Source organism: Pseudomonas sp. G2-4 (assembly GCF_030064125.1).
In the GTDB taxonomy this organism is placed as follows: Bacteria; Pseudomonadota; Gammaproteobacteria; order Pseudomonadales; family Pseudomonadaceae; genus Aquipseudomonas.
In genome coordinates this window covers 322,693-345,801 of record NZ_CP125957.1, presented here as the reverse complement: position 1 = coordinate 345,801, position 23,109 = coordinate 322,693, and the positions used below count along the sequence as shown (strand labels likewise).

At 61.3% G+C, this 23,109-nt stretch carries 18 protein-coding genes; 4 read left to right on the top strand and 14 right to left on the bottom strand.

Features of this window, described 5'->3' with window-relative positions; genetic code table 11:
- Positions 1-19: 19 nt before the first annotated feature.
- From hutH to hutC, 7 genes are all read right to left on the bottom strand, one after another.
- The gene (gene hutH, locus QNH97_RS01570; protein ID WP_283555292.1) at positions 20-1,543 is read right to left on the bottom strand and encodes a histidine ammonia-lyase; all 1,524 of its coding nucleotides are present in this window, start codon (positions 1,541-1,543) and stop codon (positions 20-22) included.
- Positions 1,544-1,714: 171 nt separating this feature from the next.
- On the bottom strand, positions 1,715-2,545 hold the full coding sequence (locus QNH97_RS01565; protein ID WP_283555291.1) for a quaternary amine ABC transporter ATP-binding protein: 831 nt from the start codon (positions 2,543-2,545) through the stop codon (positions 1,715-1,717).
- The gene (locus tag QNH97_RS01560) at positions 2,542-3,393 is read right to left on the bottom strand and encodes an ABC transporter permease (RefSeq protein ID WP_283555290.1); all 852 of its coding nucleotides are present in this window, start codon (positions 3,391-3,393) and stop codon (positions 2,542-2,544) included. Before QNH97_RS01560 ends, QNH97_RS01565 begins: the two co-directional genes overlap by 4 nt.
- Before the next feature lie 69 nt (positions 3,394-3,462).
- Positions 3,463-4,431, bottom strand: coding sequence for an ABC transporter substrate-binding protein (locus tag QNH97_RS01555; protein ID WP_283555289.1), 969 nt, complete (start codon positions 4,429-4,431; stop codon positions 3,463-3,465).
- A 123-nt stretch (positions 4,432-4,554) separates the two neighbouring features.
- Positions 4,555-6,243 (bottom strand): urocanate hydratase, encoded by a 1,689-nt coding sequence (gene hutU, locus QNH97_RS01550; RefSeq protein WP_283555288.1) that lies wholly within the window; start codon positions 6,241-6,243, stop codon positions 4,555-4,557.
- A gap of 449 nt (positions 6,244-6,692) precedes the next feature.
- Positions 6,693-7,262, bottom strand: a complete 570-nt coding sequence (locus tag QNH97_RS01545) for a HutD/Ves family protein (protein WP_283555287.1) — start codon at positions 7,260-7,262, stop codon at positions 6,693-6,695.
- Positions 7,259-7,969, bottom strand: a complete 711-nt coding sequence (hutC, locus tag QNH97_RS01540; RefSeq protein WP_283557584.1) for a histidine utilization transcriptional repressor HutC — start codon at positions 7,967-7,969, stop codon at positions 7,259-7,261. The genes QNH97_RS01545 and hutC overlap by 4 nt, the downstream gene beginning before the upstream one ends.
- A 143-nt stretch (positions 7,970-8,112) precedes the next feature.
- On the opposite strand from hutC, the gene QNH97_RS01535 reads away from it, so the two are divergent.
- Complete coding sequence (locus tag QNH97_RS01535; protein WP_283555286.1) at positions 8,113-9,477, top strand: formimidoylglutamate deiminase; 1,365 nt, start codon at positions 8,113-8,115, stop codon at positions 9,475-9,477.
- A gap of 121 nt (positions 9,478-9,598) precedes the next feature.
- On the opposite strand, the gene QNH97_RS01530 is transcribed toward QNH97_RS01535, so the two are convergent.
- Together QNH97_RS01530 and QNH97_RS01525 are read right to left on the bottom strand one after the other, a co-directional pair.
- Positions 9,599-10,168: a lipocalin family protein gene (locus QNH97_RS01530; protein ID WP_283555285.1), complete on the bottom strand. Its 570-nt coding sequence runs from the start codon at positions 10,166-10,168 to the stop codon at positions 9,599-9,601.
- A 95-nt stretch (positions 10,169-10,263) separates the two neighbouring features.
- Positions 10,264-10,518 (bottom strand): hypothetical protein, encoded by a 255-nt coding sequence (locus tag QNH97_RS01525; RefSeq protein WP_092328762.1) that lies wholly within the window; start codon positions 10,516-10,518, stop codon positions 10,264-10,266.
- A 284-nt stretch (positions 10,519-10,802) separates the two neighbouring features.
- Here QNH97_RS01525 and QNH97_RS01520 point away from each other — a divergent pair, with 284 nt between their 5' ends.
- The 3 genes from QNH97_RS01520 (at position 10,803) to QNH97_RS01510 (ending at position 13,435) form a co-directional block, all read left to right on the top strand.
- Complete coding sequence (locus QNH97_RS01520; protein WP_283555284.1) at positions 10,803-12,695, top strand: methyl-accepting chemotaxis protein; 1,893 nt, start codon at positions 10,803-10,805, stop codon at positions 12,693-12,695.
- Between the two features lie 138 nt (positions 12,696-12,833).
- Positions 12,834-13,106: a type II toxin-antitoxin system Phd/YefM family antitoxin gene (locus QNH97_RS01515; RefSeq protein ID WP_283555283.1), complete on the top strand. Its 273-nt coding sequence runs from the start codon at positions 12,834-12,836 to the stop codon at positions 13,104-13,106.
- On the top strand, positions 13,103-13,435 hold the full coding sequence (locus QNH97_RS01510) for a type II toxin-antitoxin system RelE/ParE family toxin (RefSeq protein WP_283555282.1): 333 nt from the start codon (positions 13,103-13,105) through the stop codon (positions 13,433-13,435). The genes QNH97_RS01515 and QNH97_RS01510 overlap by 4 nt, the downstream gene beginning before the upstream one ends.
- A 6-nt stretch (positions 13,436-13,441) precedes the next feature.
- Here QNH97_RS01510 and QNH97_RS01505 read toward each other — a convergent pair whose 3' ends face one another.
- From QNH97_RS01505 to QNH97_RS01485, 5 genes are all read right to left on the bottom strand, one after another.
- On the bottom strand, positions 13,442-14,038 hold the full coding sequence (locus QNH97_RS01505; protein ID WP_283555281.1) for a DUF924 family protein: 597 nt from the start codon (positions 14,036-14,038) through the stop codon (positions 13,442-13,444).
- Between the two features lie 3 nt (positions 14,039-14,041).
- Positions 14,042-15,052: a class 1 fructose-bisphosphatase gene (locus QNH97_RS01500; protein WP_283555280.1), complete on the bottom strand. Its 1,011-nt coding sequence runs from the start codon at positions 15,050-15,052 to the stop codon at positions 14,042-14,044.
- A 233-nt stretch (positions 15,053-15,285) separates the two neighbouring features.
- The gene (locus QNH97_RS01495; protein WP_283555279.1) at positions 15,286-16,662 is read right to left on the bottom strand and encodes a DUF3999 domain-containing protein; all 1,377 of its coding nucleotides are present in this window, start codon (positions 16,660-16,662) and stop codon (positions 15,286-15,288) included.
- A complete protein-coding gene (locus tag QNH97_RS01490) occupies positions 16,659-20,273 on the bottom strand; it encodes a DUF2339 domain-containing protein (protein ID WP_283555278.1) in 3,615 nt (1,204 codons plus the stop codon). The genes QNH97_RS01495 and QNH97_RS01490 overlap by 4 nt, the downstream gene beginning before the upstream one ends.
- A 289-nt stretch (positions 20,274-20,562) precedes the next feature.
- Positions 20,563-23,013: a glycogen/starch/alpha-glucan phosphorylase gene (locus tag QNH97_RS01485; protein ID WP_283555277.1), complete on the bottom strand. Its 2,451-nt coding sequence runs from the start codon at positions 23,011-23,013 to the stop codon at positions 20,563-20,565.
- Positions 23,014-23,109: the final 96 nt, after the last annotated feature.

Below are 23,109 nucleotides of genomic sequence, written 5' to 3'. Positions count from 1 at the left end.
GCACGCTGGCGGTTTTTGATCAATTCAAATTCGGTAGAGCGTTTTGCAGAACAAAGGGGTCTTTGAGCAGCGCCGCGGCGCTGGCGATGTCCGGCGCCAGCCAGCGGTCCTGGTCGTAGGCCGGAACGCGCTCGCGCAGCAGTTTCCAGGCGACGTCGGTACCGGCACCGAAGCCTTGGGCCTTGAGAAATTCAAAAGCCTGGGCCGCCAGCAGGTATTCGATGGCGAGGATCTGCGTGCAGTTTTCCAGCGCCCTGTGCAGCTTCAGAGCCGCGTTGGTGCCCATGCTCAAATGATCTTCTTGCAGCCCTGAGGTGACGAAGTTGTCGAGCACCGCCGGTTGCGCCAATTGGCGATTTTCCGCACACAACGAGGCCGCCACGTATTGCACGATCATCATCCCCGAGTTCACGCCGGGATTGGCCACCAGGAACGCTGGCAGACCGCTGACGTGAGGGTTGATCAGGCGATCGAGGCGGCGCTCGGCAATGGAGCCGATCTCGGCCATGGCAATCGCCAGCAGATCCGCCGCCAGCGCCACTGACTGGCCGTGGGGATTGGCTTGGGACACCACTCGGAAATTTTCTGGCGTGCCCAGCAACAGCGGGTTATCGGTGGCGGCGTTGAGTTCGGTTTCGATCTGTTGCCGTGCGTGCGCCAACTGGTCGCGAGCGGCGCCGTGCACTTGGGGAATCGAGCGGATGCTCAAGGCGTCCTGGGTACGAATGCCCAGGCTCGAGGCGATGACCTCGCTGCCGTCGAGCAAGGTCCGCAAGTTGACCCCGACCTGTTGCATGCCCGGGTGCGGCTTGAGGGCGATGATCTCGGCATCGAACGCCGCGATCTGACCACGCTGGGCCTCGAAGGTCATCGCACCGATCACGTCAGCCCATTGCACCAGGCGCGTCGCATCGGCCAGGGCCAGGCAGCTGAGGCCGGTCATGCACGGGGTGCCATTGACCAGGCACAAACCGTCCTTGGCGCCCAACTGCACCGGTTGCAAGCCTTCGGCAGCCAAGGCCTGTTGCGCCGACAGGATTTGCCCGCGATAGCTGACCTGCCCGACGCCCAGCAGCGCGATGCTGATGTGGGCCATGTGGGTCAGGTAACCCACCGAGCCCTGGGACGGCACTTGCGGTGTGATGCCTCGGTTGAGCAGCGCCAGCAACGCCTCGACCACCCGACGATGGATGCCGGATTTGCCCTGGCTGTAGTTGAGGATGGCGGCACAGAGAATCGCCCGGGTCTGTTCATCAGTCAGCGGCGCGCCGACGCCACAGGCATGGCTGAGCAAGGTGTTGCGTGACAGTTGGCTGAGTTGTTCGTCCTTGAGCGAGACATTGCACAAGGCCCCCAGGCCGGTGTTGACGCCATAGGCGCGCTCGCCGCTTTCAACGATGCGCTGGACGATGGCCTGGGCATTGTCGATTCGCGCCCAGGCCTGGGCCGACAGCGCCAGCTCGGCACCGAAGCGGGCGACGGCGACTACATCCTGCCAACGCAACGGGGTGTCGGCGATTACGATTTTTTCAGCCTGGGACATCCTCAACCTCGTCTGTACAACTTGAATATTGATGCAGCTTTGCCGGCCCTATCGCGAGCAAGCTCGCTCCCACAGGGATTTTCCCTTGGACACAAAATGTGTGAGCAAAAGAGATCCCTTTGTGGGAGCGAGCTTGCTCGCGATGGGGCCAGCCCTGCCACCACAAACCCTTCAAACCACCGCTGCCCTGCGCTGCACAAACCGATCAACATATTCATCCGCCGGTGAGTGCAGGATCTCCCGGGGCGTGCCGACCTGGATCAGCTTGCCATCCTTGAGAATCGCGATGCGGTTGCCGATGCGCACGGCCTCGTCGAGGTCGTGGGTGATGAACACGATGGTCTTGTGCAGGGTCTTTTGCAGCTCCAGCAACTGGTCCTGCATTTCCGCGCGAATCAGCGGGTCGAGGGCGCTGAAGGCTTCATCCATCAGGATGATATCGGTGTCCGCCGCCAAGGCCCGCGCCAGGCCCACGCGCTGGCGCATGCCGCCGGAGAGCTGGTGCGGGTATTTGTTCTCGTAGCCCTTCAGGCCCACGGTGTTGATCCAGTGTAACGCCCGCTCGGCACAGACCTGTTTGCTCTCGCCGCGCACTTTCAAGCCGTAGGCGACGTTGTCCAGCACGCTCTTGTGGGGCAGCAGGCCGAAGCTCTGGAACACCATGCTGATCTTGTGCCGGCGAAATTCGCGCAGGGCGTCCATGTCCAGTTTCAGGATGTCTTCGCCGTCCACCAGGATCGCGCCGCTGGTAGGGTCGATCAGCCGGTTGAAGTGCCGCACCAGCGTGGATTTGCCGGAACCGGACAGGCCCATGATCACGAAGATCTCGCCAGTGCCGATGCTCAACGACAGATCGTTCACACCAACCACACAACCGGTTTCGGCCAGCACCTGGTCCTTGGTCTTGTTCTGGTGAATCAGCGCCAGGGCTTCCTTGGAGCGATTGCCGAAAATCTTGAACACGTTTTTGACTTCGATCTTGCTGATGGCTGCGTTGTTCATTTGTTCACCTCATGCCGAGGACGACCATAGGCCTGGGTAATGCGGTCGATGACCACGGCGAGAATCACGATGGCCAGTCCGGCCTCCAGGCCACGCCCGACGTTGAGGGTCTGGATGCCCACCAGCACGTCTTCACCCAAGCCACGGGCGCCGATCATCGAAGCAATGACCACCATTGACAGGGCCATCATGGTGGTCTGGTTGATCCCGGCCATGATGCTCGGCAAGGCCAGGGGCAGTTGCACGCCGAACAGCTGTTGCCAGCGGTTGGCGCCGAAGGCGTTGATGGCTTCCATCACTTCGCCGTCCACCTGGCGAATCCCCAGGTCAGTCAGGCGAATCAACGGTGGCGCGGCGTAGATCACCGTGGCGAAAATCGCCGGGACCTTGCCCAGGCCGAACAGCATCAACACCGGAATCAGGTACACGAAGCTCGGCATGGTCTGCATGATGTCCAACAACGGCATCAGCACCGACCGCAGGCGATTGCTGCGCGCCGAGAGAATGCCCAGGGGAATGCCGATCAACACCGAGATCAGCGTCGCCACCAGCATCAGGGCGAGGGTCTGCATCAGTTTGTCCCACAGGCCCACCGCGCCCACCAGAAACAACAGGCCGACGATCACTGCCGTGGCCACGACCTTACGGGTGGCGTGCCAGGCAATGCCGCCGACGATGGCCAGCATCAGCCACCAGGGCGCCATGCGCAGCAGGCCTTCGAGGTTGACGATGGCCCACAGCAAGGTGTCGGAGATGTGCCGGAACACATCGCCATAGTTGGTCACCAGGGAGTCGACCCAACTGTTGACCCAGTCGGCGATGGAGAAGGTAAAGCTTTCGGGAAACATAAGAGACTCTCGATCAGGTGGATGCAGTGAACGTCCCGGCCAGCCCTAGGGTTGGCCGGGGGATTCGACCTACAGAGCCGCGTCGATTTTCTTGGCTGCGTCTTCACTGACCCAGGCGTGCCAGACTTCAGGATGTTCCTTCAGGAAGATCTTCGCCAGTTTCGGCGACTCGATCCGCTCCTTGGCCATGCGCCCGAGGTTCTGGTTCAGGATATCGATGGGCAGGTTGACCTTTTCCAGTACTGCCACCAGTTCCGGGGCTTCGTCGTGGAAGGTCTTGGACAGGCCGACCTTGATGCTCACGCTTTTATCCACGCCGGGTTTTTCTTCCAGTTTCACCAGGTCCACTTGGCCCATCAGCGGCGTAGGCGACCAGTAGTAGAACAGGATCGGCTCGCCACGCTTGTAGCTCGACAGCACCGCCGCATCCAGTGCCGGGCCGGTGCCTGGACGGAAGTTGGTGTAGGTTTTTTCCAGGCCATAGCTTTTCAGCATTTCGCTGTTGTCCAGCTCGCAGGTCCAGCCGGCCGGGCAGTTGTAGAAACGGCCCTTGGACGGTTCTTCCTGATCCTTGAACACGGCGGCGTACTGGCCCAGGTCGGCGATGTTCTTCAGGCCCGGCGCCTTGGCTTCGAGCTTGCGTTTGGCGTCGCCTTCAATCACGTAGCGCGGCACGTACCAGCCTTCGATGGCACCCACGACCGGGGCGCCGACGCCGACCACTTTGCCGGCCTTCTCGGCCTTGTTCCAGACTTCACTGCGGCCGACCCACTCTTCGGCAAACACCTGGATGTCGTTGCTGCTCAGGGCGTTCTCCATGGTGATGGAGTTGCCTGGCAGGCTGTCGGTCTTGCAGCCGTAGCCTTTTTCCAGCACCACTTGCATGACATCGGTCAGCAGCATGCCGCTTTCCCAGTTCAGGCCGGCGAACTTCACCGGTTTGCCCGACTCGCACCAACCCGCCGCTTGCGTGGCGCCGGCGCTGGCCAGCAGGCCGATGGAAAACAACGTGGTCAGCAGGGTCTTGTTCGATTTCATGGTGTGACGCTCCTAATCATTGAATTGGCTTATTGGCAGTCAAGAGGGCCTCCAGCCCGAATCACATCCTGCTTGAACCCGGCTCTTTTTGCGGGAGCGAGCGTGCCCCCACAGCGCTCGGTATTACTCGCCGGTAATCATCGGTAGGTTCAGCCCCTGCTCTTTCGCGCAATCAATTGCGATCTGGTAACCCGCATCGGCATGACGCATCACGCCAGTGCCCGGATCGTTATGCAGCACGCGAGCGATCCGCTCGGCCGCCTCGTCGGTGCCGTCGCAAACAATCACCATGCCCGAATGCTGGGAGAAGCCCATGCCGACGCCGCCACCGTGGTGCAGCGAAACCCAGGTCGCGCCACTGGCGGTGTTGAGCAAGGCGTTGAGCAGCGGCCAGTCGGAGACGGCATCGGAACCGTCCTGCATGGATTCGGTTTCACGGTTGGGGCTGGCCACGGAACCGGAGTCCAGGTGGTCGCGGCCGATCACGATAGGCGCCGACAATTCGCCGCTGCGCACCATTTCGTTGAAGGCCAGGCCGAGCTTGGCGCGCTGGCCCAGGCCGACCCAGCAGATCCGCGCCGGCAGACCCTGGAAGCTGATGCGCTCGCGGGCCATGTCCAGCCAGTTGTGCAGGTGGGCGTCGTCGGGGATCAGTTCCTTGACCTTGGCGTCGGTCTTGTAGATGTCCTGCGGGTCACCCGACAGCGCGGCCCAGCGGAACGGACCGATGCCGCGGCAGAACAGCGGACGGATATACGCCGGTACGAACCCTGGAAAATCGAAGGCATTTTCGACACCCTCTTCTTGGGCCATCTGCCGGATGTTGTTACCGTAGTCGAAGGTCGGCACGCCCATTGTCTGGAAGGCCAGCATGGCTTTCACGTGGACGGCCATCGATTGCTTGGCGGCCTTCACCACGGCAGCCGGTTCGGACTTGGCACGGGCACGGTATTCGTCCCAGGTCCAGCCGGCCGGCAGGTAACCGTTGAGCGGGTCGTGGGCGCTGGTCTGGTCGGTGACCATGTCCGGGCGCACGCCACGACGGACCATTTCCGGGAGGATTTCGGCGGCGTTGCCACACAGCGCTATGGAAATGGCCTTGCCTTCGGCGGTGTATTTCTCGATACGGGCCAGGGCGTCGTCCAGGTCAGTGGCCTGCTCGTCGACGTAGCGGGTCTTGAGACGGAAATCGATGCTCACCTGTTGGCACTCGATGTTCAGCGAGCAGGCACCGGCCAGGGTCGCAGCCAGCGGCTGGGCGCCACCCATGCCGCCGAGGCCGGCGGTCAGGACCCAGCGGCCCTTGAGATTGTTGTCGTAGTGCTGGCGGCCGGCTTCGACGAAGGTTTCATAGGTGCCTTGGACGATGCCCTGGCTGCCGATGTAGATCCAGCTGCCGGCGGTCATCTGGCCGTACATGGCCAGGCCCTTGGCATCCAGTTCGTTGAAGTGTTCCCAGGTGGCCCAGTGGGGCACCAGGTTGGAGTTGGCGATCAGCACGCGCGGAGCGTTGGAGTGGGTCTTGAACACGCCGACTGGCTTGCCGGATTGCACCAGCAGGGTCTCGTCGTCATTCAGGTTGGTGAGGCTTTCGACGATCTTGTCGTAGCACTCCCAGTTACGCGCCGCACGGCCGATGCCACCGTACACCACCAGCTCCTTGGGGTTCTCGGCCACTTCCGGATCGAGGTTGTTCATCAACATGCGCAGCGGCGCTTCAGTCAGCCAACTCTTGGCGGTCAGCGTGTTACCGCGGGGCGCGCGAATGACAACATCACGGTATTTTTCGGGTTTGCGGGTAGCGTCGGTCACAGCAAAAACTCCTCAGCGATCAATCCAGACCAGCCCGGGCAGTGGGCAGCGATTTAGCGAACGTTGCGTAGAAGATCGGTGACTCATACGCATACGTCTTTACTTGTATGTACAAGCATATGCAATCAAGCGGCCAACTTGTTCAGGACAGGTTCCAGAATGATTTAAGGATTGGCTGAAAGGCCCGCGCTTGAGCGGTTTAAGAGCCAGATGAAATTTCTGAAGTAGGGATTTATGAAGGAGACAGGCGGGTCACGAAAGCGTGGTTCTGCGCCACGCTGGGGCGTTTGGTAACAAGTTGGTGCGCGAAGAGGGAACAGCGAGGCGAGGTTTTTTGTGGCGAGGGAGCTTGCTCCCGCTGGGCCGCGAAGCGGCCCCCAAGAAGCGACGGGCGCTGCGCACCCGAGCGGGAGCAAGCTCCCTCGCCACAAAAGTGTGTTAGCCGGAAATCAATGGGCAGTCAGCTCAATCACGCAGCATTGGCCGTGGGTGGAGAGGTCCAGCAGCTCGGTGTTACCGCTCAGTTGCAAGCAGTCGTAGAGGCCCAGGTCAACGGTGGACTCACCGATCTTGATCGCCAACCCCGGGGCTGCGCTGAACACCAGCACCGTTCCCGCCTCGCTGAAAAACCGCTGCTGGCCCCCCATCCATTGCAACCGTGCGCGGTAACGTTGCGGCGCATAGATCAGGTTGAAGTCACGAATCGGTCCGCCCAGCAACGTGCAATAGACATGGCTCTCGCCGCTGAACGCAAAGGGGTCCAGAGGATGCAGGGCTCGCGTGACCTGGCCATCGACGCTCAGGCTCATGCCGTCACCTTGCAAGACGCTGATGACCCGTTCGTAACCGGCGAACGTGGAAAAACCACCCGACTCAGCGATATCGGCAATCGACAAGCGCCAGCCGAAACCTTCCAGGCCGGTGCCGGCATCGCGGGTGATTTCTTCGGTGCTGCCACCGCCGTTTTTCCACGGCATGCAGGGGTAATCCGCAGCGCGTAAAACCTTCAACTCACTCATTTATGAAAACGACCTTCCAGACGATGGCGGGAACCCGGGTGAATCAGCCGTGCTGCGGTCACCGGCTGGCGCCCGGACCAGGTCCGGCGGCGGATCAGCAGGCACGGCTCGCCCCGTTCGATCTGCAGCAGTTTGCATTCGCTCGACTCGGCGAGAATCGCTTCGACCACATGCTCGCCTTCGGTCAGCGGTGCGACCTGGTTCAGATAGGCGTAAGGCGTTTGCAAAGTGAAGTTTTGCTTGAGGTAGTCCGGCGCCACCAGTGCGTTGACGAAACGGTCCTCGATCTGCACGGGAATGTCGTTTTCAAAATGCACGATCAAGGAGTGGAACACCTTCTGCCCTTCACGCATGTCCAGGGCCAGGGCGCGCTCGGAACCGGCTGCCTCTTCTTCCAGGGTGATGACCTGGCAAGTGTGGCGATGACCACGGGAGGCAATTTCGTCGGCGATGTTATGCACTTCGAACAACGCCGACTGACTCTTGGGCTCGGCCACGAATGTGCCAACACCCTGCATGCGCACCAACAGACCATCGGCGGTCATTTCCCGCAGGGCGCGGTTGATGGTCATGCGGCTGAAACCCAGCTGGCTGACCAGTTCGCTTTCCGACGGCACGCGGTAATGCGGCGGCCAGTTCCCACTGTCGATCTGCTGGGTAATCATCTGTTTGACGCGGGCGTACAAGGGCGCCGGACTGTCACCCATGTTAGCGGCCAGCGGCGGTTTGGCAGGCGGAGTCGGCACGGCGGTTCCTTGTTCTGCAAATGAAGGTGCTAGCTTGCCGGAGTTTACCGGCCAGGCAAACGTCTGTATATGTATATACAAATTACACACGATGAGGTTGAACCATGTCCGCCTTCTTTGCCGAACGCGCACTGCTGCCTAGTGGATGGGCCAATGATGTACGTCTTGAAGTCGACGCCAAGGGCGTCCTGACTCATGTCCAGGCCGATTCTCACGCAGACGGTGCCGAACGGCTGGGCGGTCCGCTGCTGCCGGGCATGCCGAACCTGCACTCCCACGCCTTCCAGCGCGCCATGGCCGGACTGGCGGAAGTGGCGGGTAATCCCAACGACAGTTTCTGGACATGGCGCGACTTGATGTACCGTCTCGTCGGAAAAATCAGCCCCGATCAACTCGGCATCATCGCCCGACAGCTGTACATCGAGATGCTCAAGGCCGGTTACACCTCGGTCGCCGAGTTCCACTATGTGCATCACGACACCGACGGCGCGCCTTACGCCGATCCGGCGGAGCTGGCCCTGCGCATCAGTCACGCCGCCAGCGCCGCCGGCATCGGCCTGACGCTGCTGCCGGTGCTCTACAGCCATTCCGGTTTTGGCGGCCAGGCACCCAATGACGGACAGCGGCGCTTCATCAACAGCACCGAAAACTACTTGAAGCTTCAATCACGCTTGCAGCCGATCCTGGCCGGACAACCGGTTCAGGCGTTGGGTTTGTGCTTTCACTCTTTACGTGCCGTGACGCCTGGGCAGATCCAAGAGGTGCTGGCCGCGAGCGACCGTCATTGCCCGGTGCACATCCATATCGCCGAACAGCAAAAGGAAGTCGACGACTGCCTGAGCTGGAGCGGCGCCCGTCCACTGCAATGGCTGTACGAAAATGCCGAGGTGGATCAGCGTTGGTGCCTGGTCCACGCCACCCACGCCGATGCTCACGAAGTCAGCCTCATGGCCAACAGCCGGGCGATTGCCGGTCTGTGCCTGACCACCGAAGCCAATCTGGGCGACGGTATTTTCCCGGCCGTGGACTTCCTCGTTCAGGGTGGACGCCTGGGCATTGGTTCCGACAGCCACGTATCGCTGAGCGTGGTGGAGGAATTGCGCTGGCTGGAATATGGCCAACGCTTGCGGGATCAACGGCGCAATCGGTTGTACCGGACAGATCAGCCGATGGTCGGTCGCACCTTGTTTGATGCGGCGCTGGAGGGTGGTGCCCAGGCCCTGGGGCAACCGGTCGGCGCCCTCGAAATCGGCAAGCGCGCCGACTGGCTGGTGCTCGATGGCAAAGATCCGTACCTAGCCACGGCCCAGGGCGACGGGATTCTGAATCGCTGGTTGTTTGCCGGCGGGGATCGTCAGGTACGCGACGTGATGGTCGGCGGCCAATGGGTTGTGCGGGACGGGCGTCATGCCATGGAAGAGCAAAGCGCCCGGGCGTTTACCCGGGTATTGCGCGAACTCCTGGGCTGACACGGATAAAAAATGTGGGAGCGAGCTTGCTCGCGATGGGGCCTTTACCTTCAACATATAGGTTGACTGAAAGTCCGCTATCGCGAGCAAGCTCGCTCCCACATTGGCTATTCGGAGGCAGTTAATCCGAAGTCTTGGCCATCTGCCGATCCGACGCGCGCCAGATCAGCCGTGTCGTGTCATAGCCCTGCTGACGCGCCTTGCTCAGCAGTTCTTCGCGCACAACGCTGTTGACGGTCGGCGTACGGGACAGCAGCCACATATAACGGCGGCTCGGGTCACCGACGATGGCGGTCTTGTAGTCGTCGCTGACGTACAGCACCCAGTACTGTCCTTTCGCCACGCCCGGCACGATCCGCGAAAACCAGTTGTCGAACTCGACCCAGAGCTTATCGGTCTTGCCCGGCACTTGCGGTGTAGCAGTGCCCTTGGCTTCTTCCCACTGCCAGTCAGACGTCAGGCAGCGATTGAGCACGCCCACATTGCCGTCAGGCTTGAGGGTGTAGTGAGCTTCGGATTGCGCACAGTTGCGCTGGAAATACATCGGCAGACGGGCCAACTCGTACCAGGTCCCTTGGTAACGCTTGAGGTTGACACTATTGACAGTCTTGGGTGCCAACGGGTCTTCGCCAGAAGTGGCACAGCCAGCCAAAAACAGGCCAGCTAAAAGCACTAACAATAACCGCATCATTATTTTTCTCCCGCGGGCACTGAGTGGCCTGCGTGGTCGGTTCTGGCATCCGCATTGGAGCGGACGAACTGACCACACAGGCGACTATCCCCGGTTTACTTCAGGCCTTGGCCGGAAAACATCAACACTTTGTCACCGGCGTACTGCACGCTGATAAAGCTTTTCTGGTCGCCCCAGGTGCAACTGGACATGCCGAGCGCGCCCGAACAATCGGTCGGTTTCCCCAGTAACGTTTCGACTTCAGCCTTGGGCATACCGGCCGACAGCTTCGAATAGTTTTCCTGGTTGACCTTGCTGCATGCAGTCAACACGACGCACACAAACAACAAGGCGATAGATCGCAGCGACATGGTGTAACTCCTGGAACGGAAGGGGGTGGCAGGGTGCCAACCAGAACCTTAGAAGAGAAAAGCCCTATCTGGTTCCCCGACACCCCTAGTATTTGTTGGGCCTCGGACAGGTGTTTCACCGGTGAAACATTCAGTTTGTGACACGGTCGTGCATTTCATCGGAATTGAACCGCTGACGGCTGATGAGGCGGCCTTGAGCGCCGATAAAAAGAAACAGCGCAGACGACTGCGTTATGGCAAATTGACACCCCTTCCTGACCAGCTTCTCTGCGGTAGCGTTCTAAATGACCAGAAACATGAAATTCAGCCACAAAATCCTGTTGGCTGCAGCGCTCGTGGTAGCCGTTGCATTCGCCTGTTTCATCCTGTTCAACGACTATCGTCAGCGCCAGAGCCTGCACACCAGTACCGAAATTTCCATGCAAGAGCTCGGCAGCCTGACCAGCCGCAACATTCAGACGTGGATCGAAGGCCGCACCCAACTGTTGCAATCGCTGGCCCAGCAGATCGCCGTAGACGGCAGCAGTGCCGACAGCCTCAAACGCGCGGTGGGCCTGCCGGCGTACACCGGCAACTTCCAACTCAGCTACTTCGGCGGCACTGACGGTGTGATGTTCTCGGTACCGGCCGGTAATCGCGCCGCCGATTACGATCCGCGCGCCCGCGGCTGGTACAAGGCCGCCAACAGTGCACAACAAGCCATCGTCACCGAACCCTACATCGCCGCTTCGTCGGGCAAGCTGGTGATTACCGTCGCCACGCCGGTCCAGCACCAGGGTCAGATGATCGGCGTGGCCGGTGCGGACATCGACCTGTCAAGCGTCAGCGCCATCATCAACTCGCTGAACTTCGGCGGTCACGGCCACGCGTTCATCGTCAGCGCCGACGGCAAGATCCTGATCCACCCAGACAGCAAGCGCGTGCTCAAGACATTGTCCGAGGCCTACCCCGACGGCGCGCTGCAAATCAGCCCGGGCATGAAAGAAGTTGAGCTCGACGGCAAGGTCCAATTCATCTCCTTCACGCAGGTCAATGGCGTGCCGGGAGCCAACTGGTATGTCGCGCTGGTGCTCGACAAAGACACCGCCCTGGCGATGCTCAGCGAGTTCCGTACCTCGGCACTGATCGCCATGGCCATTGCCGTGGTATTCATCATCGCCCTGCTGGGCATGTTGATCCGCGTGCTGATGCAACCGCTGCTGACCATGGGCCGCGCCATGCATGACATCGCCGAAGGCGAAGGTGACCTGACCCGACGCCTGGTCATCCACGGCCACGATGAGTTTGGCGCACTGGGCACCTCCTTCAACCGTTTTGTCGAGCGCATCCATACGTCGATCCGCGAAGTGGCCTCGGCCACCGGCCAGGTCAACGAAGTCGCCCTACGCGTGGTCAGCGCCTCCAACTCGTCGATGTTCAATTCCGACCAGCAGGCTTCGCGCACCAGCAGCGTCGCCGCGGCCATCAATCAACTCGGCGCCGCCGCCCAGGAAATCGCCCAGAACGCCGCCCTCGCCTCGCAGCATTCCAGCGATGCCCGCAGCCTGGCCGAAGACGGTCAGCACGTGGTGGATAAAACCATCGCAGCCATGCAGCAGCTGTCGGCCAAGATCAGCGACTCGTGCGGCAACATCGAAGTCCTCAACAGCAATACGGTGAACATCGGCCAGATTCTCGAGGTGATCACCAGTATTTCCCAGCAGACCAACCTGCTCGCCCTGAACGCCGCCATCGAAGCCGCCCGGGCCGGTGAGGCCGGGCGCGGCTTCGCGGTGGTGGCCGATGAAGTGCGCAACCTGGCCCACCGCACCCAGGATTCGGCGCAGCAAGTGCAGAAGATGATCGAAGAGCTGCAAGTCGGCGCACGGGAAGCGGTGCTGACCATGACCGACAGCCAGCGCCAGAGCGAAAGCAGCGTCGGCATCGCCAACCAGGCCGGCGAACGTCTGGGCAGCGTGACCCAGCGCATCGGTGAAATCGATGGCATGAACCAATCCGTGGCCACCGCCACCGAAGAACAAACCGCCGTGGTGGAGTCGATCAACGTCGACATCACCGAAATCAACACGCTGAACCAGGAAGGCGTGGAAAACCTGCAAGCCACCTTGCGCGCCTGTGCCGACTTGGAGCAGCAAGCGGCGCGGTTGAAGCAGTTGGTGGGTAGCTTTCGGATCTAGTGCCTGGACTGGCCCCATCGCGAGCAAGCTCGCGATGGGGCCAGTCAGCCTGAGCAAAAATACTTTTGGTCGGCACCACCTGACGCAAGACCGAATTAAGACTAAACTCAGTCCAGTCAATCTGTCGGGGCTTACGTCATGAAGCTGTCATCCCAAATCAAACCCATCAGCTATTTGAAAAGCCACACCGCTGAAATCGTAAAGACCATCACAGAAAGTAGGGAGCCTTTGATCATCACCCAAAACGGTGAAGCCAAGCTCGTAGTCATGGATGTGAAAAGCTTCGAAGAGCAAGAAGACACCATGGCGCTGTTGAAGCTGTTGGCCATGGGCAACCGGGAAATTGAAGAAGGTAATTTTCGGGATATTGAGGATGTCTTCACTGAGCTGGACAGGGCTGACGTTCAATGAGCTTAAAGGTTGTCATCCTTCAACCGGCTGAAACAGATCTTAAAGAGCTCCGCGTTTATTTGATCGAGCGGTTTTCTTCTCAAACATGGCAAAACACCTATGCCAGTCTGAAAGCAGCGATCCGTCATCTGGCAACACTGCCTTATGCAGGATCAATCCCGGAAGAAATCGAAAGGCTTAATCTCGGTCAATATCGACAGATCCTTTCAGCAATGAATAGGATCATTTATGAAGTGCGAGGCCAGACGGTCTACATCCACATCATCGTCGACAGCCGCAAGAGCTTGCCCGCGCTGCTAATGAAACGCTTGCTTCGAAGCGAGCAATAGAGCGCATCAAAATCGCGACCCTGGCCTGTTCAAAAACTCCATTTCCTCAGCCGTAGACTCGCGCCCCAACACCGCATTGCGATGGGGAAACCGTCCAAACCGCGAAATGATCTTCTGGTGCCGCTCGGCATAATCCAAGTTGTCTTCAAACACCGCCCGCTCCGCCTCCGGTTGCTCCCGGACCAGGTCGATGAACCGCGACACGGCCTCGTTCTGCACCGCCAGGTTTTCGCAGTGCTCGAGTACCAGGTAGATGAAGACGCGCTGGATGGGTTTGAGTTGCCGGTCGAAACCCGCAGCCATGCCTTGGGCCACCAGCGCTTGGACGCGCAGGTCACCGGAAAAGGCTTTCGGTGTGTCGCGAAAGATCATCCGCGGGAGTTGATCGAGCAGCAGCACCAGGGCCAGCCAACCTTCCGGGCGTTGCGCCCAGTCGGTCAATCCGCCGGCCAGGGCCCGCTCGACCTGATCGCCAAAGCGCTCATACGCCTGGCGATCATGGCGTTTGCCGAACCACAGCTTGCCCTTCTCAGCGGCTATTTCGTCCGGCGTGCCGGCTGAACCAAACCACCAATCGAGCAACGGCTGCCAGGGCTCGGCCATGTGTTATTCCTTGTGGTAGGCCGTGGCGCGGGCGACTTCTTCCTTGGAACCGAGGAATACCGCCACACGCTGGTGCAGGCCTTCAGGCTGGATGTCGAGGATGCGTTGGTGACCGTCGGTGGAAGCGCCGCCGGCCTGCTCAACCAGGAACGACATCGGGTTGGCTTCGTACATCAGGCGCAGCTTGCCCGGCTTGGACGGTTCGCGGCTGTCGCGCGGGTACATGAACAGACCGCCACGGGTCAGGATACGGTGCACGTCGGCCACCATCGCGGCGACCCAGCGCATGTTGTAGTTCTTTTTCAGCGGGCCTTCTTCGCCAGCCAGCAATTCGTTGACGTAGCGTTGAACCGGGGCTTCCCAGTGACGCTGGTTGGACATGTTGATGGCGAATTCCTGGGTGGTTTCAGGAATGGTGATGTCTTCGTGGGTCAGGACGAAGCTGCCCATCTCACGATCCAGGGTGAAGCCTTTGACGCCGTCGCCCAGGGTCAGCACCAGCATGGTCTGAGGACCGTAGATGGCATAACCGGCGGCGACCTGCTCGGTGCCTGGCTGCAGGAAGGCCTTTTCATTCAAGGCTTCGTTCTGGCTCAGGTATTCGTTCGGGCAACGCAGTACCGAGAAGATGGTACCGACCGGCGCGTTGATATCGATGTTCGACGAACCGTCCAGTGGGTCGAATACCAGCAGGTAGGCACCCTTGGGGTATTTACCCGGAATCTGGTAGGCATTGTCCATTTCCTCGGACGCCATGCCGGCCAGGTGACCGCCCCATTCGTTGGCTTCGAGCAGGATTTCGTTGGAAATCACGTCGAGCTTCTTCTGCACTTCGCCCTGCACGTTCTCAGTACCCATGCTGCCCAGGACACCACCCAGGGCGCCTTTGGACACGGCGTGGCTGATCTCCTTGCATGCACGCGCCACCACTTCGATCAAAAAGCGCAGATCGGCAGGGGTGTTGTTGCTACGGGTCTGCTCAATCAAATAGCGACTCAAGGTAACGCGGGACATGGACGGCTCCGAAGGATAAGGGGCGGAAAAACCAGCGCAGTTTAGCGCGAGTCGGGACTTAATTCCTCCTATGAGACGGGGAATGGAGGATTGAGTTCACGGGGTGGTGGTCGCTTGTGGATTTTGGCTCGCTGGCAGACCGAATCGCGAGCAGGCTCGCTCCCACAGTTGACCGCGTTGTTTCGACGAACACGGCCTATTGTGGGAGCGAGCTTGCTCGCGATGAAGTCACCTCAACTCTTGACCGGCGGCTTGCGCAGCAAGCTGAACGCCATCGCTGCAAGGAACAGCACGCTGAGCAGCAACACCGCCCACAAGCCGATTTTCTTCCAGTTGGTATCCACCGTGACCGGCGTGGTTGCGGCGGCGGCAGCCGGTGTCGAAGTGGCCGTGCCGCTGACTGTCGCCGTGCCCAGCGTCGCCAGGCGCGACGGTTTGTAGTCGGGCACCAGCGTGGTCAAGGGCAAGCTGGCGGCTTTCACCGTCGCGCTGCCCAACGCCAGGCTATAGGGCCCTTCGCCGCGCGCCAGGAACACCACCTGGGTCGGACGCACTGCAAAGCGCAGGGCCGGGGCTTCAGCGCCCAGGCCGCCGCCCCGCTCGTCCACCGTCAGTTTCAATTGCTGCACGGTTTGGCCGGACAGTTGCAACTGGTCTTGCAGCACATCCTGGCCGTTTTGGGTCAGGCGATACAGTAAACCACTGCCCATCGACTGCCATGGATGGCTGCTTTCACGGCGCCCGGCCAGGGTCACCGGCGCCAGGCTGTTGGCCTGGCTCAGCTCGATCTGCACCTGCTCGATGTTCAGCCCCATGGGCAACTGCCAGGTGTATTCACCGGCCTTCGTGGAGCTACCGGCCAACGGTTGCGACCAGACCAGCGGCAACGGCAGGCTTTCACGGCTGGCGCTTTGCAGTTGGGCCGAGGTCAGCACCGGCGCCGAGGACGGCGAATCCCACAGCAACCGTAGATAACGCGCCGGTTGTCCCGGCAGGTTCACCTCATGCTGCTCGACCCGCTCATCGGCAAAGGTCAAGCGCGCCACCTGGCCTTCACCCCATGATTGCCAGTGCTGCAGGTCGTCACTGGCTTCGATGGTGAACCGTTGGAAGCCGTCGCGCTCACTGGTCCAATCGAGGATCAACTGCTGCAACGGCGCCTTGATCGCGCTGGCATCCAGCAACCAACCGCGCAGCTCCTCCTCCCCCGCTTCGAGCCGACTCGATGGCTGGACTTCTACCAGCGTGCCATTGGCGTTCGACTGCACACGTACGCTAGGCGCGCGCTCGCTGTCGTCGGCGGCGTTGTACAACGGGAACCACTTCACGTCGGTGAGGATGCGGTTTTCCCGGTTCTGTGCCGACTCACGCACCAACGCGTAGGCCTGAGGCTGCCCGGCCGCGTTGAAGACCCGCAGATCGCTGAGGTCGGTCTGCCGCGCTTGCAGTTGAACGTCCAGTGGCAACGGGAGGCGATACCACGGCCCCTCGCCGCTCAAGGACAATGGCACCTGATGGATGAAGTCCGCCGGTTGCTCCTGGGCCGTGGCCGACAAGGCCACCCATAACCCGACCACACCCAGCCCGATTCGACTCAACTTGCGACTCAAGATGACACTCCCTCACTGACAGGCATCGGCGGCTCGGCCTCGGAGGCCGGTTCCGCACGTTTTGGCGGCAGTGGCGCGAAGTAGCCCACCACCAGCAGCAATACACCCACGCCGATAAACGACACGATCCGCGCCAGACCGCCACGGTTACTCAACTCAACAAAGAACAGCTTGGCCACGACCACGGCAATCAACGCCGCGCCGATCAGCCACACTTCACGCCGGTGCCGCAGATGCCCGCCGATCATCAAGCCCAGGGCAATCAGGGTCCAGACGATGGACAGCCCGGCCTGCACGAACATGGATTCAAGCAACGCATCAAGCTCGAACGCAACCCCCATCCAATGATGGGCACTGCGCATCACCAGGGCGGTGAAGAACGCAAACAGAGACACACCGGCGATCAACTGGGCGACCTGCTCGGCATGGGCCCAGCGAATAGCCAGTTGCGCCACCGCACTGCGGGCCCAGACGTAGACACCGAACAGGGCGAACAGCAGGCCCAGCTCCAGCGGGTTAAGCAGGGGCACATAGGGCAACGGTTCGGCAGTGCCGTCGCTGAAAGTGTTGGCCAGCCAGAACCAACCGAGCATCAACAGCGCCAGGGGCGCCGCCGCATAGACACGATATTCACGCGGTTGGGCCGATACCGGCCACGGCCAGGCACGTGGCGCGGCCATCAGCACCAGGTACACGCTCGGCAGGATCGCCCAACCCAACCAGCGCCAGGCGTTGTACTGCTCGGACAACAGCAGCAGGCCATAACGCAGCTCCAGCGCCAGCACGCCGATCAGCAGCCAGCAACCGAGCACATGGGCAGTGCTGCGTGCCCGGGCCGGCAACGTCGACGCCAGACGTTTCAGGGAAAGGAAATGCACGCCGAACACCGCGAGCCAGGCCAGCCAGCCGAAGTCCGCCGCCGGGTGGTAGCGGCTGTCCCAGGCTGCGACGAGCACACAGCCCGCCGCTGGTATCAGCAGGGTGCACAGCAGTCCGAGCGCCGGCCATTTCAAACGCAGCGACAGGACGGTCCACAGCGCCACGCTGATCGCCGCGACCAGCAGTAGCAAGCCGCCCTGCAGGTTCGCCGGGGCAAAGCGCAGCACTTCGCTGACCCACGCCAGCGCCCACCAAGCAGCTCCCCAGATCAACAGCAGCTCGGACAGACGCCGCAAGCTCAAGGCTTCGAATACCGTCGCCGAATGACCGCGCTGCAATCGCCATGCGCCGACCAACGCCGCCAGACCCAGCACCAGCGGCGTCCAGAACCCGCTGTGGGCCAGGGGCCGCAGGTCCTCGGCATTGAGCGGCCCCAGCAGCGCTGGCCCCGCCATCAGGAACGACGCGCCGCCGAGCAGTTGCAACAGCAGGCCAAATACAAAGCTCACGCGCTGCTTCAGGTACAGGCTAAGCCAGATGATCAACAGACCGCTGGCCGCCCACACACCGCTCGCGGTTTGCCAAGGCAGGACGAACAGCACGGCAAGGTTGATCAGCACCAGTCCCGCCAGCAACACCACCGACAACCCGCGCAGCAATCGAACATCGTTGCGCACCATGTCGTCACGCGCCGCCAGCAACATACCGCCAATCAACGCCAGGCCGATCAGCGAGGCGCTGAGCAGACCGCTCCAACCGGCACTGAATACCGCCGCCGAATCTCCTTCGGCACCTTGCAAGCGCAACAGGAACAGTGCGCCGCCGAGCAGTTGCACCGCGAACGCGGTGAACAGGAAGCTGCGCGATTGCAGGCGCAGGCCAACAAACAGCGTCGCCAATCCGGCCAGGGCCCAGGCAATGGCGGTGCCGTGGGTGAATAAAAACAGCGGCGCCAGCAGGTAGAGGAAACTCAGCCCCAGCACAGCCAGCACTGGCAGGCCTTGGCGCTCCCAAACCGCGGTGTGCTCAGGCACTGCCTTGCGCAGTTGGTAGAAAGTGAACAGCAACGCGCCGCCGAGCATCAATGCCCCCAGCGGTGAGCCATCGAGCAGGCTGCTTTCGCCAGATCGCAACTCGCTGAGGAAGGCCAGCGCCGAACCCAATTGCAGCAGCAGGGCAAAGGCTCGCGCGAAAGGTCGTTGCTGACGCAGGCCCAGCCAGAAGATCCCCGCGCCCTCCACGGCCCAGGCCGCTGCTGTCCAACGGGCATCGAGCCCCAAGGGAATCGCCAGGCTGGAAAAAATCACCCCCAGGGCCAGGCAGGTCTCGGCCAACAGCAAGGCGCGTCCACCCATCAGCAGGCGGGCCAGGCCCATGTAGATCATGCCCAGGGCCAGGGCGCTGAACGCCGCGGCGAACTCCAGATGCTGCACCAGCGCGAACTGCAAACCGAAGCCGACCAGCGGCGGGGCGAACAGCATCGTGCCGTCGACGTAATCGCCCTTGCGCGCCGACCAGCGCAGCAGGGCATCCCGGCTGTCATCTTCGGGGGCGTCGTTCATTTCCAACAGTTTGCGGCGAGTGAACAGCAAGCCAATCGCCAGGTAGATGAGGAAGAAGAGGATCAGGAACGGCTCGGTGCTCCACAGCAGTTCCGGCGCATAGGAGCGCAGGCCCCAGGCGAAACCGATACCGAAGGTGCCGACAAAGCCGATCAGATTGAGCAGCCGCCAGACCTTGAACCAGGCAATCGCGAGGATGCCGGCATTGAGCAGGATGAAATAACTGAACAGGGCAACGTGGTTGCCGCTGCCGGTAGAGGTCAGGATCGGCGCGGCAAACCCGCCCAGCGCAGCGGCCGCGGCCAGCCCCATGGCATTTTGGGTCACCGCCAGGATCGCCGAGAACACCGTGACGGCCACCAGCAAGCCCAGGGCGGCTTTCGAATCGAGCAACGGATGCAGGCGCATCGCAGCGAACACTGTCAGGTACAGCACCGCGATCCCGGTGCCCTGCAGCATCAGCGCATAGTTGCTGTTGCGCTGACGCAGCCACCAACCCAGGCCCAGCAGGCCCAACGCACTGGCCGCGACGCCGGCGTAACGCAATTCGATCGGCACCACCATGCCTTCAGTGGCATAGCGCAGCAGGAATGCCAGGCCGAGGAACAACAAGACCACGCCGACCCGCAGCACGGTGTTGCCGCCAAACAGCCAGTTGCGCGCGCCCAGCAAGGCTCGGTCAAACAGATTCGGGCCACGGGGAGCAACGGGTTCAGCAACAACCGGTTCCGACGGAGCCGGTTTGCGGGCGGTCGTCCTGGGGGCGATTGGAGCAGAACGCCACACGTCATCGGGCAACGGTTGGCTGGCTTGCGTGGCCATCGCAGAAATCGGTTCAAGGTCTGACGGCAGCTCCCAGACCAGCTCTGGCTCGGTTCGAACCTCGGGCTTCGGTGCCTGGGCCGCGACGATTTCCGGCGCCGGCACCGGGTCACTCGGGGCAGGAGCATCGCTTCGCTCAAGCACAGACAGACGCGCTTGCAGCGTGATCAAGTCCTGCTGAGTTTCTTGCAATAGGATCTGTTGCTTGGCGGCCTGGGCGCCGAGGCGACTCAGGCCAAACGCCTGGGCGATGCCCAGCCCCACCAACGCACCTATCAGCGCATCGGCGAACGACTCATCCACCACCCAGCCAAGTGCCAGGCCCAACAGCGTCAAGATCCATTGCATGGTCGATATCCCTAAGCGGCCCGTTGCGGGCGTAACCGGGGTGATGCGATGCCTGGATCAGTCTAGTGCCCCCCCAAACCCTGTGGGAGCGAGCTTGCTCGCGATAGCGGCATGACAGACACCTTAAGGTTGACTGATACACCGCTATCGCGAGCAAGCTCGCTCCCACATTGGAATGTTGGCGCTGCCAATTACTGAGTCCGGCCACACAACCCGGCGAAACTGGCGCTTAGTATATCGACGAAGCCCAATCACCGTTGGGCTTCGCTCACATTTCTTACAGCAAATGCTACTCCAGGGCTTTCCAGATGTCGGTGGCGTACTCACGAATGGTCCGGTCCGAGGAGAACCAGCCCATGCGTGCGGTGTTGAGCACCGCCGAACGCCACCACTCCTTGGAGTCATGCCAGCGCTCTTCGACCTTGAGCTGGGCATGCCAGTAGGCGTCGAAATCGGCGCAGACCAGGAAGCGGTCATAGTCCACCAACGAGTCCACCAGCCCGGCGTAGCGCATGGGATCATCCGGCGAGAACACCCCACCGCGAATCGCCTGCAATACATCGTTGAGCCGGTGGGACGCGGCAATGTCTGGCGCGGCGCTGAATTCGCCGTTTTGCTTGCGGGCTTCCACCTGCTCAGCGGTCAGGCCAAAGATGAACATGTGTTCACCGCCCACGCGCTCATGCATCTCCACGTTGGCGCCGTCCATGGTGCCGATGGTCAGCGCGCCATTGAGGCCGAATTTCATGTTGCTGGTGCCCGACGCTTCGAAACCGGCCGTGGAAATCTGCTCCGACAGGTCCGCCGCCGGGATGATGCTTTCGGCCAGGCTGACGTTGTAGTTGGGCAGGAATACCACTTTGAGCAAGCCGCGCACGGTCGGGTCGTTGTTCACCACCCGGGCGATGTCGTTGGTCAGCTTGATGATCAGCTTCGCCTGGTGGTAACTGGCGGCGGCCTTGCCGGCGAAGATCTTCACCCGCGGCACCCAATCCACTTCCGGCTCGGCGCGAATCGCCTGGTACAGCGCCACGGTGTGCATCAGGTTAAGCAACTGACGCTTGTATTCGTGGATCCGTTTGACCTGCACGTCAAACATCGCCGCCGGGTTCACTGCGATGCCCAGCCGTTCGTGGATCAGGTACGCGAGGGCCTTCTTGCTGTGCAGGCGCTGCTCGGCGAATTGTTTGCGAAACGCCTGCTTATCCGCGAACGGCTCCAGTTCGATCAGGCGTTCCTCGGGGTTGTCGAGCACGCTTGGGCCAAGTGCGTCGACCATCATCGAGGTCAGTTCCGAGTTGGCCTGGAACAACCAGCGGCGGAAGGTGATGCCGTTGGTCTTGTTGTTGATCCGATCCGGATAAAGCTTGTGCATCTCGGAGAAGACCGTGCTGCGCATCAGTTGCGTGTGCAGCGCGGATACGCCGTTGACGCTGTGGGAGCCGAGGAATGCCAGGTTGCCCATGCGCACCCGACGACCATTGTCTTCTTCGATCAGCGAAACCGAGCGCAGCACGTCGAAATCATGCACGCCCTTGGCCCGCAGCGAATCGATGTGCTGGGCGTTGATCAGGTAAATGATCTGCATGTGCCGGGGCAACATGCGCTCCATCAGCCCGACCGGCCAGGTTTCCAGGGCTTCGGGCAGCAGCGTGTGGTTGGTGTAGGACAGCGTGTCCTGGGTCACCTGCCAGGCCGCATCCCAGGCCACGTCGTAGACGTCCACCAATTGACGCATCAGCTCCGCGACGGCGATCGACGGGTGAGTGTCGTTGAGCTGGATCGCCGCGTGGTCGCCCAGGGTCAGCACTGAGGTGTGCATGTTGCGATGGCGGCGCAGCAAATCCTGCAACGAGGCGGCAACGAAGAAATATTCTTGGCGCAGGCGCAGTTCCTGGCCGGCTTCGGTGCTGTCGGCGGGGTAAAGCACGCGGGAAATACTTTCAGCCCGGGCCACTTCCGCTACCGCGCCCAGGTGATCGCCGGCATTGAAGCGTTCCAGATGCAGGTCTTCCACTGCTCGGGCACGCCACAAGCGCAGGGTGTTGACGCTGGCACCGCGCCAACCCACCACCGGGGTGTCATAAGCAATGGCCCGCACGGTTTCACCCGGCGTCCAGACTTGCCGAGTATTGCCGGCGTCATCGGTCACGGTTTCGACGCTGCCGCCAAAGCCGATCGGGTAAACCACTTCCGGCCGTTCGAACTCCCACGGGTTGCCGAAATCCAGCCAGTGCTCGGTCTGTTCCTGCTGCCAACCGTCGACGATGGCTTGGCGAAACAGGCCGTGCTCATAACGAATGCCATAGCCATGGCCGGCGATACCCAGGGTGGACATGCTTTCCATGAAACACGCCGCCAACCGGCCGAGGCCGCCGTTACCCAGCGCCGCGTCGGGTTCGAGCAGACGGATCCGTTCCAGGTCCACGCCCAGCTCGGTCAAGGCTTCACGGGCAGTGTCCAGCAGGCCAAGGTTGCTCAGGCTGTCATAGAGCAAGCGGCCAATAAGGAACTCCAGGGAGAGGTAATAGACACGCTTCTGGCCCTTGCGGTAGATCTGCCGCGTATGGTCCATCCAGTGTTCGACCATGTGGTCGCGGGCAGCAAGGGCAATGGCTTCGAACCAATCGTGATCAAACGCATGATCCGGGTCCTTGCCGACGGCATAAGTGAGTTTGGTCAACACGGCGTCGCGAAATGCAGCGACTTCGGCTTCGCGAACAAGTGGTTCTTGAGTCATTGATGAGACCTCGAACGAGCATGGAATTGTCTGAGCCTAGTCGGTCTGACAGACGGTACAGGCTCTTGGTTCGGTGGATTTCCCCGAGTGTCGGAG

Bases quoted from the DNA above. Each gene is read 5' to 3' on its own strand.
- QNH97_RS01535 (WP_283555286.1), top strand. From the start codon at position 8,113: ATGTCCGCCTTCTTTGCCGAACGCGCACTGCTGCCTAGTGGATGGGCC.
- QNH97_RS01505 (WP_283555281.1), bottom strand. From the start codon at position 14,038: ATGGCCGAGCCCTGGCAGCCGTTGCTCGATTGGTGGTTTGGTTCAGCC.
- QNH97_RS01485 (WP_283555277.1), bottom strand. From the start codon at position 23,013: ATGACTCAAGAACCACTTGTTCGCGAAGCCGAAGTCGCTGCATTTCGC.
- QNH97_RS01515 (WP_283555283.1), top strand. From the start codon at position 12,834: ATGAAGCTGTCATCCCAAATCAAACCCATCAGCTATTTGAAAAGCCAC.
- QNH97_RS01545 (WP_283555287.1), bottom strand. From the start codon at position 7,262: ATGAGTGAGTTGAAGGTTTTACGCGCTGCGGATTACCCCTGCATGCCG.
- hutH (WP_283555292.1), bottom strand. From the start codon at position 1,543: ATGTCCCAGGCTGAAAAAATCGTAATCGCCGACACCCCGTTGCGTTGG.
- QNH97_RS01560 (WP_283555290.1), bottom strand. From the start codon at position 3,393: ATGTTTCCCGAAAGCTTTACCTTCTCCATCGCCGACTGGGTCAACAGT.
- QNH97_RS01525 (WP_092328762.1), bottom strand. From the start codon at position 10,518: ATGTCGCTGCGATCTATCGCCTTGTTGTTTGTGTGCGTCGTGTTGACT.
- QNH97_RS01555 (WP_283555289.1), bottom strand. From the start codon at position 4,431: ATGAAATCGAACAAGACCCTGCTGACCACGTTGTTTTCCATCGGCCTG.
- QNH97_RS01520 (WP_283555284.1), top strand. From the start codon at position 10,803: ATGACCAGAAACATGAAATTCAGCCACAAAATCCTGTTGGCTGCAGCG.
- hutC (WP_283557584.1), bottom strand. From the start codon at position 7,969: ATGGGTGACAGTCCGGCGCCCTTGTACGCCCGCGTCAAACAGATGATT.
- QNH97_RS01490 (WP_283555278.1), bottom strand. From the start codon at position 20,273: ATGCAATGGATCTTGACGCTGTTGGGCCTGGCACTTGGCTGGGTGGTG.
- QNH97_RS01500 (WP_283555280.1), bottom strand. From the start codon at position 15,052: ATGTCCCGCGTTACCTTGAGTCGCTATTTGATTGAGCAGACCCGTAGC.
- QNH97_RS01530 (WP_283555285.1), bottom strand. From the start codon at position 10,168: ATGATGCGGTTATTGTTAGTGCTTTTAGCTGGCCTGTTTTTGGCTGGC.
- QNH97_RS01565 (WP_283555291.1), bottom strand. From the start codon at position 2,545: ATGAACAACGCAGCCATCAGCAAGATCGAAGTCAAAAACGTGTTCAAG.
- QNH97_RS01510 (WP_283555282.1), top strand. From the start codon at position 13,103: ATGAGCTTAAAGGTTGTCATCCTTCAACCGGCTGAAACAGATCTTAAA.